Below are 16767 nucleotides of genomic sequence, written 5' to 3'. Positions count from 1 at the left end.
CCTTCATCAAAATGTGCTGTTCATCTCGATGAAGGCGTATGTTATACTTCCTGCATTTCTAGAATTGTTTCATTGCTAATTGTTGTTAAATCAGCATCAGGTGTAGCTGTTTGGATTACTTTGTTTTTATGTCTAACTAATAGTTCTTGAACGAAATTACGTGCCCAACGACCATTGGACTTTTGTGATTCTTCAATATTCGCATATCGTTCTTCCACAATTTCTCTTAATAAGGTTTCATCAAATTGCCAATCTTCTTTTATTAATGTCATTACAACAATATCAGCCACTTCTTCTGGACTGTAATCTTCAAAGTGTAATTGATAAGGAACACGTGACTTTAAGCCTTCATTTGATTCTAGAAAGCGCTGCATATCATCGTTATAGCCGGCAAAGATAGCAATAAACTTATCACGATTATTTTCTAATTCCGTAATCAATGTTTCAATTGCCTGACTACCAAAGTCATTGTCACTTTGACCTTTTGGCGTTAATTGATAAGCTTCATCGATAAATAATACTCCGCCCATTGCCTGTTCGACTGCTTGTTTTGTATTCTTTTCCGTTTGACCGATATAATTACCAATCAACTTACTGCGCTCTGTTTCAATTAAATGACCTTTTGACAATAGACCTAAATGTTTAAATATTTGTGCTAATAATCTAGCAACAGTCGTTTTCCCGGTACCTGGAGCACCAGTAAAAATCATATGATAATTACTATGCGTCGTAACTTTGCCTTGTTCTTCTAATAATTTATTGAATTTTACTTCATTAATAATTTTATCTACGTGTTGTTTGACGTTAGCTAAGCCGATGAGCTGATGTAACTCTTCTAATAAATCATGTAACGTTTCATCTGAACCATCATCTTGTGATGAAAACATCGAAAAGTCTTCATCTGTAATAGTCATTAGTGCTTCATCATCTATATATTCACCGCTTTCAGAAATACGTTGTATTTGTTCTGACGTTAATTTTTCATTGAAATTTCGAACCCAGCGTCCATTACTATTATCAAAATTATGTCGATATTCATTGGCCAAGGCTTTTTGATAGTGATCAGCGTCAAATACATAACCTTTATTTATTAAATCAGCTTCACCAATTTGTACAAGTTGAGGTAACTTGTAGTCTTCAAAATCAAATGTGTGAGGTATTCTTGAGGCGAGACCTGGATTAGAGTTTTTAAAAGTAATCATTTCATTGGTATAGCCTGCAAAAATAATCATGATTTCTTCTCTATGATCTTCCATATATTTAAGAATTGTATCTATTGCTTCTTGACCAAATCCTTTATCTCCCTCGCTAACCAAAGTATATGCTTCATCAATAAACAATACACCATTTTTAGCGCTTTCTAGCACTTCCAACGTTTGTGTTGCAGTTCTACCAATATATTCTGATACGAGATCTTGACGTGAAACTTCAACAAAATTGTTTTCTTTAATGACTTGTTCTTCATATAATGCTTGTGCCATCAAACGCGCAACCGTTGTTTTACCGGTACCTGGATTCCCAATAAATAACGAATGCATGGCTGGCATATTTGGTTGCAACCCTTTTTGTTGTTTGATTTTATTTATTTTAGAAATATTAATAAATTTTTCTACTGCTTTTTTAACACCATCCAAGCCAATAAGCTCATGTATCGCATCTAATGCACCTTGTTCTTCAGGCATTGCTTCTTCATCAAACGCATCCATAGTATCTTCATAACTATCATTCTCTGATTCATTTACTGTATCGTCTTCATAGAATTCGTCAAATTGAGTATCAACGTCTTCTTGTCCTATATTGTCATCTACATTCTGTGCATATGCTCCCTGATCATTTAACTGGCGCTGATATTCATCTCTATTAATGACTTCAAAGCCTTCTCCTTCAGCGTCTGAAAAATTGTCTATATTAACAAGAAATCCATTAGTATTTTCGGTATTAACATGTTGTAACGATAGATAGCCTTCTTCTAAATATGCTTCAGAGCTTCCCGAAACAATAGTTAGTCCATCAATATACATTTGTCCATGACTGAACAACATGATGTCTATGGTTTCCTCTGTCTTATCGATATATAAATCATTTGCGTTGATTCTACCTTCTTGCTGCGCACATACTGTTTCAGTCGATAGACTATGGTTGACTTCAATATATGCATCTTGATTCGCTGTTAATCCATTCATTAAAGACTGATTAATTTGAGCACGTGAACCATTATCTACAAATATTCCACTAATTTCCTCTTCAGCATGAGTATCTACCGTCACTTCATTAATAGACACACTGCTGTTTTGATCTATATATAGTGCAATAGCTTGCTTCCCCTTTAAAATGACATTATTTATTGTCACATGACTATTATGTATATTTAGCGCATGATCATTAGGCTGTGAATTATCAATTGTTAAATTCTCTATAACAGCATTACAGTTCTCAATATAAAACCAAGAATCAATCACTGTATCTTCAGGTAAACTGTTACCTCGTAATTTAAAGCGCATATTTTGAAATTGCATACCTTGATTGAAATAGTGCTTTTGGTCTCCTAAAGACTCAAATACAATTGTGCTGTCATCCGGGATGAGCGTTTCTAGTACTAATTTTTCAAAACTAATTCGACGAAACCCTTTGCCAACAAGTATTGGTTTTTTCATTGTTATGACTCCCTTAACCTAGTTTTTTTGCCAATGAATAGAGATAAATAAACGAAAGAATGCCAAGAATCCACGAAAAGTTCCATATAAATAATAAGAATATGTATTTAAGTGCAACTTTTCCAGTAGCTATGGCAAAACCATGTTGTTGAATATCGTATGCATAACTTGATTTCTTAAATACTTTACTAAGTACGTGATCAACAACACACATCACAAATGGGAATAATAGCACATTCAAGATAAATATTATCATATTATATGTTATATGAATGAAAAATACATAAAACACAAAAAACGCAATTGAAATAATGATACGTTTAGTCCATGCCGCGGTATCATCTAATTTAAAGATGTTTTTAACGACATCCAAAAATCCTGTTGAAACTGAATCCGTCGAAGAAGCACCAAAATCGTTCTTCGATACGTGTGATGCATGATCACCTGAATGTGCACCGAATTGCTCTTGAGACTCTGTTGAATGTGTATTCGCTTCATCTGTAGTTGATGATGCGCCAACTTGCTCTTTTACATCACTGTCATGGCTTGCTTCTTGTTGCTGATCAGGTCGTTTTTTATGCTGTTGTGCACCTGCGCCAAACTGACTTCTAATATCACGTTTCTGAGATTGCTTAGAAGTTTGTTGCTGATTTGATGTTGTATCAACTTGTATCGGTTCACCACACGTCGGGCAGTGTTGTTGGAAATGATTAAATTCTGTCCCACATTGCTTACACTTCATTAAAGTTCACCCCTGAATAAAGTCTATGTCAAATGAATAACAAGACAATTTTTGTTTTTTGAATATATATAATATTTTAATAAAGTTTTGTGCCGTTGTCAGTACCTTATTACAAAAATTATGATGCTTCACATTTAACTGAAATTTTAAAAAAACAGCGCATTCTTTTTACCAATTATTGGCAATGAATGAGCAACTGTGAAAGATGATTATTAAGTGATTACATTCGCTAATAATATAAAATCTAATCCTAAGATAGAAAATAGCGACTCTAATAATGGTATATTATTATAAAGAAGGTATTATTTAAAATATGAAAATAAATAATCACAATAGCTTTTTTATTCCATGTGGCTTGTTTTTGGGTTTAGGATTAGGATTAATATTTAAAGAAATTGTAGCAGGCGCATTTTTAGGGTTAGCTTTAGGATTTTTACTATATATAATTTTCAATAAAAGAGATAATAAGTAATATTAATGCTTCGTTATTACAAGGGAGCGGAATCGCATTCATTATGAATTCGTAGTCCCGCCCCAGCAAGGTTGACTAGGATTGAAAAAACTTGTTGAACACTGCCAATGCACAGTTATTCAACAAGTTTTTAAGTTATTTTTCTTATGTTTGTGGTTGTCTTGGTAAGCGAATTTTATAAACGATGAGTCCGATAATAAAGCCTATAAGTGCCGGCAACATCCAACCCATGCCTATGTCAAATAATGGTAAGTAATGCTCACCTAGCGCAATTAACCAATGTGCGAAACTTGTGTTTACAAAGAATTCTGGACTTGCCTTTATACCATCAATTAACGCAGCAATCATTGTAAAGAATGTCGTAAAGCGATAAACAGTTGTTGAATGATTAAATAGTGGACTGATTAATGTCAATAAGATTAATGTAATTGCTAAAGGATAAATAAACATTAATACTGGTATTGAATACATAATAATCTTCGTTAATCCTACATTCGCAAAGATGCAGGCTAGAACGCTAACTATCGTAGCAATAGCTAAATAATTTTGTTTAGGAAATAATTCTGTAAATGTCTCAGAGAATGCAGTTATTAAGCCAATAGCCGTTTTTAAACAAGCAACAATAATGATTAACGATAAAATAATAATGCCGTAATCACCTAGATAGTATTGAGCGATTTGTGCCAATGCTATACCACCATTCTCACTTACTTTGAAATGGCCTAAACTCATCGTTCCCATCACCGCTAATAACGTATATATAACACCCATTGCAACAATACTAATTGTTCCAGATTTAAAGGTTTCTTTAGCAATCGTATTGGGGTTTGAAATACCTAATTTTTTAATAGTTGAGACGATAATAATACCAAATGCCAATGACGCTAAAGCATCTAACGTATTGTAGCCATCAATAAAGCCTTTAAGTACTGCGCCATGCTTATAATCTGGACTAATCGATGCATGATTGATGCTACCCATTGGATGGATAAATGCCAAAATGACGACAATACCTAATAATATTAAAAATATAGGATTTAAAAATTTACCAATATAATCTAATATTTTAGATGGTTTTCTAGCGAACAGCCATGCTAAAACAAAGAATACAATACTAAATATTGGTAGTAATATCTTTGCAGTACTTGGTGAAATAAATGGAGAAAAAGCAATTTCAAAGGATGTTGTTGCTAATCTTGGTAAAGCAAAGAACGGTCCTATAACGAGATATAACCCGATTGTAAATATGTATGCATAACTTGTACTTACTCTTGAAGCAATTTCAAAGACACCATTGGTTTTTGATACTCCTATTGCAATAATGCCTAAAAATGGTAAACCAATCGCTGTAATTAAAAAACCTAAATTGGCCAACCAAACATTTGCGCCTGCCGTTTGACCGAGATGGATTGGAAATATTAAGTTTCCAGCACCAAAGAACAAACCAAACAACATCGAACCAATAAATATATTTTGTTTTAACGTTAATGTATGATTCTTCATAATTCTTGGGTCTCCTATTTATGTGATATTTGTTATTATACATGGTTTTATTGTCTATTTGTTCAGATTATTCAATAAATTTTTAAAAAAGATGTATTTTCTCTCAAATTGTAAATTTAATCTTACTAAATTGCATCAAAATCTCACTGAATTGACCTTTTCAACATTTTAGCTTTCATTAAATTTTAACTTCTATGTATGCCTTTTCTAAGACATTAACCTCGGTTAACATCACCTTATTCTTGCTATCATGCTTAATGTATAGTGCTTATGGGAATAATTATAAAAATATCCGAATAAGGAGAGAATGCCATGTCAAACGATGTTTTAATTGTAGGCGCTGGACCTAGTGGATTGGCATTAGCCATTGCTTTAAGTGCCCAAGGTATATCATATAAGCTGATTGATAAAAATAAAGGCCCCGGTACAGCTTCAAGAGCCATGGTCGTTCAGTCACGTGTACTTGAATTCTACCGTCAATATGGTTTCGACGATAAGATTGTTGAAGCAGGCATACCAATTCAACATTTTAATGTATATAAAGATAAACGTCCTGTTGGCAAATTACCGATTGCAAAGAAAGGAAAAGGCGTAAGTCCTTATCCATATGTATTAACTTTACCACAAGATATTCATGAACAAATTCTTGTAGAAGAATTAGAAAAAGTCGGTGGACAAGTATGTTGGGAACATGAACTTATATCATTTGATGACAACGAGACATTTATAAGTGCGACATTTCAACAACCTAATGGTGAAGAAGTAACTGAAACATTCAATTACATTTGTGGTTGTGATGGTGCCAGTAGCACCGTAAGAAAACGACTTGATATCGGTTTCCCTGGCGGAACATACACACAACTCTTTTATGTTGCGGACGTTGAAACGAACACACAATTAGATGGTGCTAGTATGGGCTTTCATGGTAATCATTTCTGTGTTGGTTTTCCTATTAGAACAACAGAACAATTACGCCTCATTGGTATTATCCCCGAAGAGGTAAAGACCAATGGTGAACCGCCTGAATCATTTAAACCACTTATACCATTTGCCGAAAATATCTTACCTATACACATTAAAAACATTAATTGGTATTCATCTTACCGCTCACATCATAGAGTAGCAGAACATTTTAGAGTAAATCGTGCCTTTATTTGTGGTGATGCAGGACATATTCATAGTCCCGCTGGTGGTCAAGGTATGAATACAGGCATTAGCGACGCCTTCAACTTAGCTTGGAAGCTAAGTAACGTCATCCAAGGAAAAGCTGATAAATCAATTTTAGATACGTATGAACCTGAACGCATTGAATTTGCAAAAAAATTAGTGAACACTACTGATACAGGATTTAAATTTATGGCGAATAGTCAAGTCGTGAAAGATTGGATTATTCCCTATATCTTCCCTACTTTATTACATTTGGATATTTTGAAGAAAAAGCTGTATAAAACGATATCTCAAACAGCTATTCATTATAAACACAGTGATTTAAGTACAGGAAATTATGGGAACATTGCTGGCGGCGATCGTCTTCCATGGATTCATATTGATTCAATCGATAATTTCGAACCTCTAAAATCTCGAACTTGGCAAATCCATATTTATGGCAAATTAACACAAGAATTAAAACAGTTCGCATATGATTCACAATTACCGATTTACCATATCCCTTGGGTTACACAGATGTCCCAAAAAGACATTCAACGTGATGCTGTATTTTTAGTACGACCAGATGGCTATATTTCAGTGGCTACAAATTCATATGATGTAGAACCACTTAAACAGATGATTGAAAAATATCACATTAAACCCTAAATATTAGGTACTTTAAACATAAGGATACCTATTGCTGAAGCTAACACATAAAATATTTTTCAGTAGTGTCTTAAAATTAGCGTAATATTAAATATTTATCCGCAAAAATGCACTCCTCAAGGTTAGATTTTCAGTCTAACTTTTGGAGTGCATCTCATTGTTAGTAGAATTTAAACTTAACACAACAGTACTTATGTCTTATACAAGTAGTGCTTTACTTTCTACTTCTTCTTGTAGTTGTGCAATAAAGGCTTGAATATCCATCACTTCATTATCTTCATGCGAATATTTTCTTGCTGAAACAACATTATTCTCTTGTTCATGGTCTCCAAGCACTAAAGTGTATGGAATTTTTTTCATTTGGCTTTCTCTAATTTTTTTACCTAATTTTTCATCTCTATCGTCAATAACCACACGAATATTATTATTTTGTAACGCTTCAAATACTTTATTCACATAGGCTGTGTTATTGTCAGACACACCGATGATATTTACTTGAACAGGTGCCATCCAAAGTGGGAACGCTCCTTTAAAGTGTTCAATTAAGATACCAAAGAAGCGATCTAAAGAACCGAATATCGCTCTGTGTAATACAACAGGACGTTCTTTTTCATTTTGTTCATTAATATAAGTAAGATCAAATTTTTCTGGCATTTGGAAATCAAGTTGAACTGTTGCACATTGATGACTTCGGTTTAATGCATCTTTAATATGCACATCAATTTTAGGGCCATAGAATGCACCATCACCTTCATTAATTGTATATTTTAACCCTAATTCATCAAGCACATTGGCTAAAGATTGTTCCGCTTCATTCCATAATTTTAATTCACCTAAATAATCTTCTGGACGTGTCGATAACTCGATACTATATGTGAAGCCAAACACTGAATAAATATAATCAATTAATTTTAGTATATCTTCTACTTCTGATTTAATTTGAGATTTCATAATAAAGATATGTGCATCATCTTGGCAAAATGTTCTTACACGTAATAATCCATTTAACGCCCCACTAAACTCATGGCGATGTACTTGTCCAAACTCTGCCATTCTTAATGGTAAATCTTTATAAGATCTAAGTTCATTTTTGAAAATTAACATATGACCCGGACAATTCATTGGTTTTAAAGCATAATCATTTTCATCTACTTTTGTGAAGTACATATTTTCATGATAGTGATCCCAATGTCCAGATTCTTCCCATAGTTTTTGATTCATCATAAGTGGTGTTCTCACTTCATCATAATCATTTTTCAATTGAATTTCTCTCAGGAAATTCTCCATTTGATTACGCACAAATTGACCATTTGACAAATAGAAAGGCATGCCAGGTGCTTCTTCAGAGAACATAAATAATTTTAACTGTTTACCTAATTTTCTGTGATTGCGTGCTTCTGCTTCTCTTAAAAATTCAAAATAGTCATCTAACTGCGCTTGTGATTGGAAAGCCACACCATAAATACGTTGAAGCATTTTGTTATCACTATCGCCTCTCCAATAAGCACCGGAAACTTTAGTTAACTTAACATGTTTCACAAATTTTGTATTTGGCACGTGTGGTCCAACACATAAATCTAAGAATTCACCTTGGCGATATACTGATAGTTGTTCACCTTGATATTGCTCAATAATCTCTAACTTATACGGATTATCTTTGAATAAAGCTTTTGCTTCGTCATAGCTGACATTTTCTTTTACAATGTCTAAATTTTCACTTTGAATTTTCTTCATTTCTTTTTCGATTTTATTTAAATCGACTTCACTGATTGATTCATCCAAGTCTATGTCATAGTAGAATCCATTGTCGATGACTGGTCCTATTGTCAATAAGACTTGAGGATATAATCGAGTTAATGCTTGTGCTAGTACATGGGCGGCAGTGTGTCTCATCGCTTCTATACCTTCAGCATCTTCTAATGTATAGAAAGTGAGTTCACAATCTTCTTGGAGCGGGTAGGTCAAATCAACTAACGTTCCATTCACACGACATACGACTGCCGCTTTAAATAAAGACGTACTGATTGATTTAGCAACATCGCGCGCTAAGACGCCTTGTTCATACGCTTTTTGACTTCCATCTGGGAACTGAATATTGATTCGTTGATTAGACATGATAATCTCTCCTTAAAAATTTGATATATAAATAAAAAACCCGTCCCTAAACAAGGGACGAGTCTATTATTACCCGTGGTTCCACCCAAAATTCCATCTTAAATAAGATGACACTCTAGTCATGTATTAACGCACATGAAACGTTACATGTTTCCATGTAAATGATATAAGGTAGTAAACTTCATTTATGATTTAGGAATCTTTCAGCTGCCATTCCCTCTCTGAAAATCGTCCATAAAGTTCGTGTCCTTTAAATAATATTGATTTTTTATCATCATATACCTATTAATAAAGATAGTCAATCTGATGTCAGAATATTTAAAAGAAAATTCATATTTTAAACAATGACTTAGGAAGCAAGACAGCATTCATAATGAATTCGTAGTCCCGCCCCAGCACGGTTGACCAGGATTGAAAAAGCTTGGTATCCAGCGTACTTTCAATCCAGTCAACTACTGCCAATATATCGTTTAGATCTTAAAAAAATGATGTTACAGATGCTTGGTTTGTCGAAGCAATTTTAACGCTTATTTTTTACAGTATCTATCACAGCATTAGATGTCGTTTACGAATCGTACCATCTTTGTGTGATACATTAACACTATAGCTGCATGCATTTGTCAAATCTACTAGTGTCAAATACATATTATGTCCTGCCCCTGTATCAATATCTATCATGCCGTTTTCAATATGGATTTCTTCTTTTGAATAACCCAATTTATAATTTGGCACATGGCCATGGATAATTGTTTTGCCTTTGATTTGATGCTGATTTAATGCTACTGAATGATGCGCAGTTACATGTTCACACTGCTGTTTATCTATGGGGACCCGCACATCGATACCAGCATGCACAAAGATGTATGAATCTAACACTTTGATATACGGCAGTCCACTCAAAAATTTATGCCAAGCCTGTGCCTCGCTATCCTGTCTTTCTAACCAACGTAATTCATGATTTCCAACAAGCGCTATAGCTCCTTTGTTGACTAATTTTTGAACTAACCGTAATGTCCCAACCGAATCTGGACCATTATTTACATAGTCTCCAAGTAATACGAGTTGGTCTGTTTCTGCATTATATACTGCCTCACTTAGTAGCTTGATTAAAGCATCTCCATGACCATGAATATCTGAGGCAACTAATATTCGTTGCGGCATACGCTTGTATCAACTCCTCTTGTACTGAGTCCATTACACATCTAAGACTGCTGGACACTGCTTTTTCGTTGGTAGACCTCTAACGCGATTAATATCACTGATGTAATACCAATGGACATCAATGCCATCGCCATACCTTGCGCAGAGTCACCTTGTTCAAACTGGCGATAGATAAATGTTGATGAAGTATCCGTATTCGGTGGTCGTAGCATCAATGAAGCGACTAATTCACGCATAGAAATACAGAATATTAAAATCCAGCCAGATATCATACCCGGTTTCAATAATGGTAATGTAATCGTTCTAAATAATGTCCAGCCATGACTACCTGAAATTGCAGCTGCTTCATATAAATTAGGGCTTAACGTTCTTTCCACATTTTTAATATTCTGTACGGCATATGGAATATAAAGTACAGTGTAAGCAACCACCAGAATAGCAATCGTATTATAAATAGGTAATATGTTGTATCGGTTATTCCAAAACAATATCAATCCAATCACAACAATAATACCCGGCACAGTATTTGGAAGCAGACTTGTAAAATCAATTAATCGACTTAGCATACTTTTGTGTTTTGTAATTAAGACACACCATAAACCAATGACAGTAGCCAATGTCGCTGCTATCGTTGCAAGCATGATACTGTTAAACAGTGCAATACCACCATTACCCGTCAATACATTGATAAAATTATTAATTGTAAAATTGCTAAAATGAAAGCCAGCAGCTAACTTTTTCATAAAGGCACTGACAAAAATGCTCGCGTACGGTAAGACAATCGTCACAAACAATTCAACCACAACAAACGCATAGCATAGTATATTCCATGATGATGCTTTATGAATCTTTACTTGATGACCTTTACCAGAATCAGCTTGAATATTAGTACGCGTTTGAACCCATTGTTGGAATGCCCATACGGTCATGCTAACGGCCAATAACAAACTCGATAACAATGCCGCACGTTGAAAATCAATCGGCCAAATCGACGCACTGTGATGAATTTCTGAAGTAAGTACGTGAAAGCCAATTCGATTCCCCATTGTAACTGGTGTTCCAAACTCTCCAATTGTTTTAACAAATACTAATAGTGCCGCCATGCTGTAACCTGAGATAAATTGTGGCACGATGATTTTTCTAAAACGATACATAAACGAACCGCCATATATTTCAGCCGCTTCTTCTTGTGATTGATGTATTGTCAGTAAAGCATTTTTTAGCATGACATATAAAAATGGCGTTAAATGGCAACTCATAATAAGTACCATGCCAAAAAAGCTAAAGAAATACGGTGTTATATGTGCAAAGATAGGACTAATTTGCTCAAGCAAACCATTGCGCTGCATTGTCAGCATCCAACCCATAGCACCAATATATGGTGGCACCATGAATGGAATCATAATCATCATATCTAACCATTGATGTTTTACTAACGTCGTTTTAGTCATAATAAAACTTAATGGTAAGGCAATAACTGTACTTAGAATCAATACTGAAATACCTAAAACAATTGAATTCCATAATATTTTTAAGTGATACCTTTCAAATAACTGTGATATATTACCTACAAAAGTATTTTCTTCAGACGGTACAAATCCTTTAAAAAGTATTAAACATAAGGGCATGATAATAAGCAAAAAGAGCACGACACTAGCTAATATTTGATTAGTTCTTAACATGAGTTTGTTTTGTGGCATATTATCTCATCAATTCCGTAAATTGTTTTAATACTTTTTCACTTTTGTCTGATAAATTTTCCCAATCATATTTATATTCTTTAATATCTTGACGTTTAGCTTTACCTTTTTTCTTTTCTGCAGCTTTATCTGCTGGAATTAAATAATGGTCATCCACTTGCTTTTGTCCTTTTTTACCAGTGACATAATCCATGTATTGTTTGGCCAGTTCTTTATGTTTTGATGATTTTAAAATAAATGCTGGTCTTGGTGAAATTGCTGTACCTGATTCTGGATATTTAATATCTACTGGTTCACCGTTCGCTTTAGCTTTATAGACCATGTAATCGACACCACCATAAACAACATCATTGTCGCCTTTAATAACTGATTCTAATGCTGGTTTATTAGCACCTGCTTGTTTCATACCATTGTCTTTTAATTTTTTATATTCATCCCAAGCTTTATCCCCTTCGTTATTCACTTTTATAGATAATAAATCTAAGGCAGTTCCTGATTCTGATGGATCTGGAATCGCAATTTTATTTTTATATTTAGCGTTAGTTAAATCCTTAACATCTTTAGGTGGTTGTTTTACTGCTTTGGTATTATATGACAAGCCTAATGCGCTACCGCTGAAACCGTAATAATAACCTTTGCTATCAATCCAATCTTTATACAATTTATTATGATTCTTAACTTTGTAAGGTTCGATTAAGCCTTTTTTCTTATAATCAAGTGCAGCAGGTAATGATGCGAGTTGTACGACATCCGCTTTCGGATTATCTTTTTCTGCTTCTAAGCGACCTAAAATTTCGCCCGTCGTCCCTTGAAAGACTTCTACTTTTTTGCCACTTTCTTTTTCAAATTCTTTTACCATATCTTTGACTAAATCATCGGGTCCAGCTGCATAAAGAACCAATTTATCTTTACCACCAGAACTTGAGTCGGACTTGTTATTGCCGTCTTCTGATTTATTTTGACATGCCGTAAGTACTAAGACTGCCGCTATCGTTAAAACGAAATATTTGATTAACTGTTTCATGTTTTTTATTCCCCCAAATGAATAAAGTAATTTTTTGGTATATCAAATGTTAAATACACCGTATCTTCAATATCATGTAATTGCGTATCATAAAACATCACAGTTTCATTAGCGAGTTGTGCAGTATATTGATATCTTTCTCCTGTAAAATGCATTGTCTTAATGATTGCTTGATTTTCTTGTTCTTCAGCATGTACATGGATATTTTCAGGTCGAATCAATAAACCATATGTACCTTCTTTTATCTCATCATTCACTGGCAACTCTAATCCTTGCTTATTAGTAAAAATATGCGTTTGAACTTGCCCTTCAATATAGGTTCCTTTGCCAATAAATGTTGCAACCTTTTTACTTTGTGGATTGTAATACAATGATTCGGGTGCGCCTTGCTGAATAATCTTGCCATCACTCATCACAGCAATTTCGTCGGACATCGTCATAGCTTCATATTGATCATGTGTCACAAAAATAGCCATCATACCATAAGTCTTAATCAGCCGCTTGATGAGTAATTGCATGTCTTCTCGTAACCCTGCATCTAATGCCGATAAGGGCTCATCCATCAAAATTAATTTCGATTGTGAAATAATTGCTCGCGCCAATGACACCCGCTGTTGTTGACCACCAGATAATTGATGAATTGCTTTATCATGTTGATCCGCTAACTTCACTTCTGCCAAAGCAGCCATAACCCGTTCTTTCAATTGATTGGTATCTTTCTTTACCTTTAGTGGATAAGCTACATTTTGAAACACTGTCATATGTGGCCACAACGCAAAATCTTGAAAAACCATGCCTAAATCTCTATCTCCCGGTGCCATAAAAGCGTGTTGCTGTGACGAGAAATACACATCGTCATCATTAGTAATCACACCATTATCCGGTGTTTCCAAGCCAGCTATCAATCGCAATAACGTCGTTTTCCCACAGCCAGATGTTCCTAATAGTGACAAAAATGTTCCCTGTTTTACAGTCAAATCAATTCCTTGAATGACTTGTTTTGAATTAAAGGACTTTGTAATATCACGTAATTCTAAAACCACTTTCTCACCTCTTTCACTTATAACTATAGGAAAATATTGTTAACGAAGTTTAAATATAATATTAACGTCTCCTCAAAAAAGTATATGTAAGCTATATAGATATATAGATAAAATTTATATTTTGGAGTGTTAACCGATGAATACAAAACAAATGCTTATTTTTAAACATTTTGTGGAATATCAAAATGAAAATATGGTCGCAGAAAAACTGAATATTACACAACCTACTGTCACATTTCACCTTAAAAATTTAAATCAACGCTATGGCACACCGCTATATCATAAAAAGGGGAAGCATTTTAAACTCACTGAAGCTGGAGAATTACTATTTCGTAACAGTAATAAACTATTGTATTTAATGCAGGAAACAGAAGATATTTTGGAAGACTACCGGCAGTCTAAGCGTGGCACTTTAAAGATTGGCGCAAGTCATGCACCGGTTTATCACATTTTGCCGCATATACTTAAAAACTATCTTCAAGCTTACCCGCATATTCAAATTGATTTGATAGTTGATACTGCACCCAATATTATAGAAAAGCTACGTCATCGAGAAATAGAAATCGGCGTTATTTCAGAAAAAGGCTTTTATGACGACGATATCAAAGTCAAGCGCTTTACTGATAATCCTTTAATGGTCGCAATGGATTGCCACCATCCACTCGCAGCTCAAGAACATTTAACATTGACCGATATTACACAGTATCCGTTTATATTACATAGCGGGGGTTCTACTAGACAAAGTATTGAAGAATGGCAAACAGAAAATTTTGTGGATTTACCAGTACGTATGCAAGCCAATAGTGTAAGTAGTATTTTAGAAATGTTGAAAAACGCAGATTATTTAAGTCTAATTAGTGAGCGCGCATTAAGTAACAATCCATACATCACCGCTAAAACACTTCCCCATGCACCCGCTCCTAGACACATTTCATTAATATATCGTGAGGATCAATATATGACACCTATTATTCAGAACTTTATATCATTAATGTACGAAAGTTAACATGCATTTTAGATAAAAATCAAAACGGGTTAACATGTTTAGAAAAATAAGACACCATCGTCTCATTTAATAAACACTACTAAATTAAATGAACGAGGTGTCTTATATATAAAATCGATCACGTAACGCAACATACGCTATCAATAGATATTGCCGTTTTCATACATTCAAATCATACCTCTTACTATCATAAGGATATTGAGGAAATCCTGCTCGAAGAAAAGATTTTTTGCTGTAATTTTGCACTAGACCTCAATGTCTGTCTAGTAATTATCAAATATCAGATTTGTTTTAAGTTGATCACGTTGCTCGTGTATACCTAAATCATTGAGCTTATTAACGATGTCCTTTTGAGCTTTTTTGGCTTCTGCTTCTGTTTTCACTTTAGTTGATATTTCAACGATATTTTGATTTTTTACATCCCAATTTTCAATTTTAATATCATGATTATTGATAGTACCTTTGTGACGTTCGAAATGAACTGGACCAATTAATGTTGGTTGTGTGATTGCTGCAAGCTTATTTTTGTATGGGCTCGTGGCAAATGATTTAAATAATGTTAAGCTTTGAGCTGCATTAGGCATTTCTAACCCTTTTAAATCTGTATCTGCTTTGGCTTCCTTTGTTACACTTAGTGTTTGACTATTCTCGCCATACTCAACTTCAAACTCGTCACCATTGTAACCGTCTGCTTTCGCTTGTTTAATTGCTTGATCTACTTGATTATTTACGATTGGATAACGCTTTTTGTACTGTAATGCATATTTTTTATCCTTTTCACTTTTTCGCAGTCTATATGTGACTTTATCTTTGTAATTTGAACGTTCTTTGTTATCAAGAAAAGCGACGTTAAAGTCTTCATCTTTATCTTCAGAACCCAGTGCTTCTAAAACATCATGTTTAATATGACGATTATCTTTGACCACTTTATCACTATCGACATATACTTTCACCTCATATTGATTTGCTGCAGCATATGTATAGTGATGTGTAATACCGCTGCACATCAATAATACTGTTGTAGCTATACCCACTTTTAAACCTTTCAATTTCATATACATTCCTCCTTTAATACTAATGATAGAAGAATAATATGACCTTAGTTTAAGATTTTTGTTAAATCACCACTAATTTTTATAAACATATTCTATAGTTATATTTATTATGCCGCGAATGCATTTTTAATTATTTAAGCGTGTCTTCCATTTTTGTGATAAAAGTCAGTATAGAAGCAAATTGCACTGTTTGATATAACGTGATAAATTTTTAAAGGGAGTTGTTTTTATATATGAAAATTAAGATGTATATTTTTTCTTTATTGATTTGTTTTATTGGATTCTTTGTCACATATTATTTGTTTGAATTAATCGTAGGTAACCCTATTACAGTTGGGGAAGGTTTAGTAGGCGCTCTAGGATTTACATGTGTTATTGGTATTTTTTCACTCTTGTCTCTTTTTTTAAAAAGAAATAACGATAAATAGTTCTGTTAAAAGTGATTACCATGAATACGCAAACGCTATCGGTTTCTAC

13 protein-coding genes are annotated in these 16767 nt (G+C 34.0%); 4 read left to right on the top strand and 9 right to left on the bottom strand.

Features of this window, described 5'->3' with window-relative positions:
• Window positions 1-41: 41 nt before the first annotated feature.
• Both AL499_RS07375 and AL499_RS07370 read right to left on the bottom strand, forming a co-directional pair.
• Complete coding sequence (locus tag AL499_RS07375; protein WP_002491977.1) at window positions 42-2654, bottom strand: AAA family ATPase; 2613 nt, start codon at window positions 2652-2654, stop codon at window positions 42-44.
• Between the two features lie 13 nt (window positions 2655-2667).
• Window positions 2668-3396 (bottom strand): zinc ribbon domain-containing protein, encoded by a 729-nt coding sequence (locus AL499_RS07370; RefSeq protein ID WP_002491961.1) that lies wholly within the window; start codon window positions 3394-3396, stop codon window positions 2668-2670.
• A gap of 313 nt (window positions 3397-3709) precedes the next feature.
• On the opposite strand from AL499_RS07370, the gene AL499_RS12670 reads away from it, so the two are divergent.
• Window positions 3710-3868 (top strand): hypothetical protein, encoded by a 159-nt coding sequence (locus tag AL499_RS12670; protein WP_002460855.1) that lies wholly within the window; start codon window positions 3710-3712, stop codon window positions 3866-3868.
• Between the two features lie 144 nt (window positions 3869-4012).
• Here the strand turns inward: AL499_RS12670 and brnQ are convergent, their stop codons facing one another.
• A complete protein-coding gene (gene brnQ / locus AL499_RS07365) occupies window positions 4013-5371 on the bottom strand; it encodes a branched-chain amino acid transport system II carrier protein (protein WP_002491952.1) in 1359 nt (452 codons plus the stop codon).
• Between the two features lie 312 nt (window positions 5372-5683).
• Between brnQ and AL499_RS07360 the strand changes: the two genes are divergently transcribed.
• The gene (locus tag AL499_RS07360; protein ID WP_002491954.1) at window positions 5684-7186 is read left to right on the top strand and encodes an FAD-dependent monooxygenase; all 1503 of its coding nucleotides are present in this window, start codon (window positions 5684-5686) and stop codon (window positions 7184-7186) included.
• Window positions 7187-7384: 198 nt separating this feature from the next.
• Here the strand turns inward: AL499_RS07360 and thrS are convergent, their stop codons facing one another.
• The 5 genes from thrS to AL499_RS07335 form a co-directional block, all read right to left on the bottom strand.
• Window positions 7385-9301 carry a threonine--tRNA ligase gene (gene thrS, locus AL499_RS07355; protein WP_002491985.1) on the bottom strand — a complete coding sequence of 639 codons (1917 nt, stop codon included), beginning with the start codon at window positions 9299-9301 and terminating at the stop codon, window positions 7385-7387.
• Between the two features lie 546 nt (window positions 9302-9847).
• Complete coding sequence (locus AL499_RS07350) at window positions 9848-10462, bottom strand: metallophosphoesterase (RefSeq protein WP_002479110.1); 615 nt, start codon at window positions 10460-10462, stop codon at window positions 9848-9850.
• A 41-nt stretch (window positions 10463-10503) separates the two neighbouring features.
• Window positions 10504-12162, bottom strand: a complete 1659-nt coding sequence (locus AL499_RS07345; RefSeq protein ID WP_002491955.1) for an ABC transporter permease — start codon at window positions 12160-12162, stop codon at window positions 10504-10506.
• A 1-nt stretch (window position 12163) separates the two neighbouring features.
• On the bottom strand, window positions 12164-13186 hold the full coding sequence (locus tag AL499_RS07340) for an ABC transporter substrate-binding protein (RefSeq protein ID WP_002491944.1): 1023 nt from the start codon (window positions 13184-13186) through the stop codon (window positions 12164-12166).
• A gap of 5 nt (window positions 13187-13191) precedes the next feature.
• Window positions 13192-14229 carry an ABC transporter ATP-binding protein gene (locus tag AL499_RS07335; RefSeq protein ID WP_002491988.1) on the bottom strand — a complete coding sequence of 346 codons (1038 nt, stop codon included), beginning with the start codon at window positions 14227-14229 and terminating at the stop codon, window positions 13192-13194.
• 136 nt (window positions 14230-14365) lie between these two features.
• Here AL499_RS07335 and AL499_RS07330 point away from each other — a divergent pair, with 136 nt between their 5' ends.
• Entirely contained in the window at window positions 14366-15235 is an 870-nt protein-coding gene (locus AL499_RS07330) for a LysR family transcriptional regulator (protein WP_002491968.1), read from the top strand.
• A 263-nt stretch (window positions 15236-15498) separates the two neighbouring features.
• On the opposite strand, the gene AL499_RS07325 is transcribed toward AL499_RS07330, so the two are convergent.
• Entirely contained in the window at window positions 15499-16290 is a 792-nt protein-coding gene (locus AL499_RS07325; RefSeq protein ID WP_002491943.1) for a hypothetical protein, read from the bottom strand.
• Window positions 16291-16523: 233 nt separating this feature from the next.
• Here AL499_RS07325 and AL499_RS07320 point away from each other — a divergent pair, with 233 nt between their 5' ends.
• Complete coding sequence (locus tag AL499_RS07320) at window positions 16524-16718, top strand: hypothetical protein (protein ID WP_002460876.1); 195 nt, start codon at window positions 16524-16526, stop codon at window positions 16716-16718.
• The last annotated feature ends 49 nt before the right edge of the window (window positions 16719-16767 follow it).

Origin of the sequence: Staphylococcus lugdunensis (assembly GCF_001558775.1) — a bacterium.
GTDB classification, from domain to species: domain Bacteria; phylum Bacillota; class Bacilli; order Staphylococcales; family Staphylococcaceae; genus Staphylococcus; species Staphylococcus lugdunensis.
This window is presented reverse-complemented; position numbering and strand designations above follow the sequence as displayed.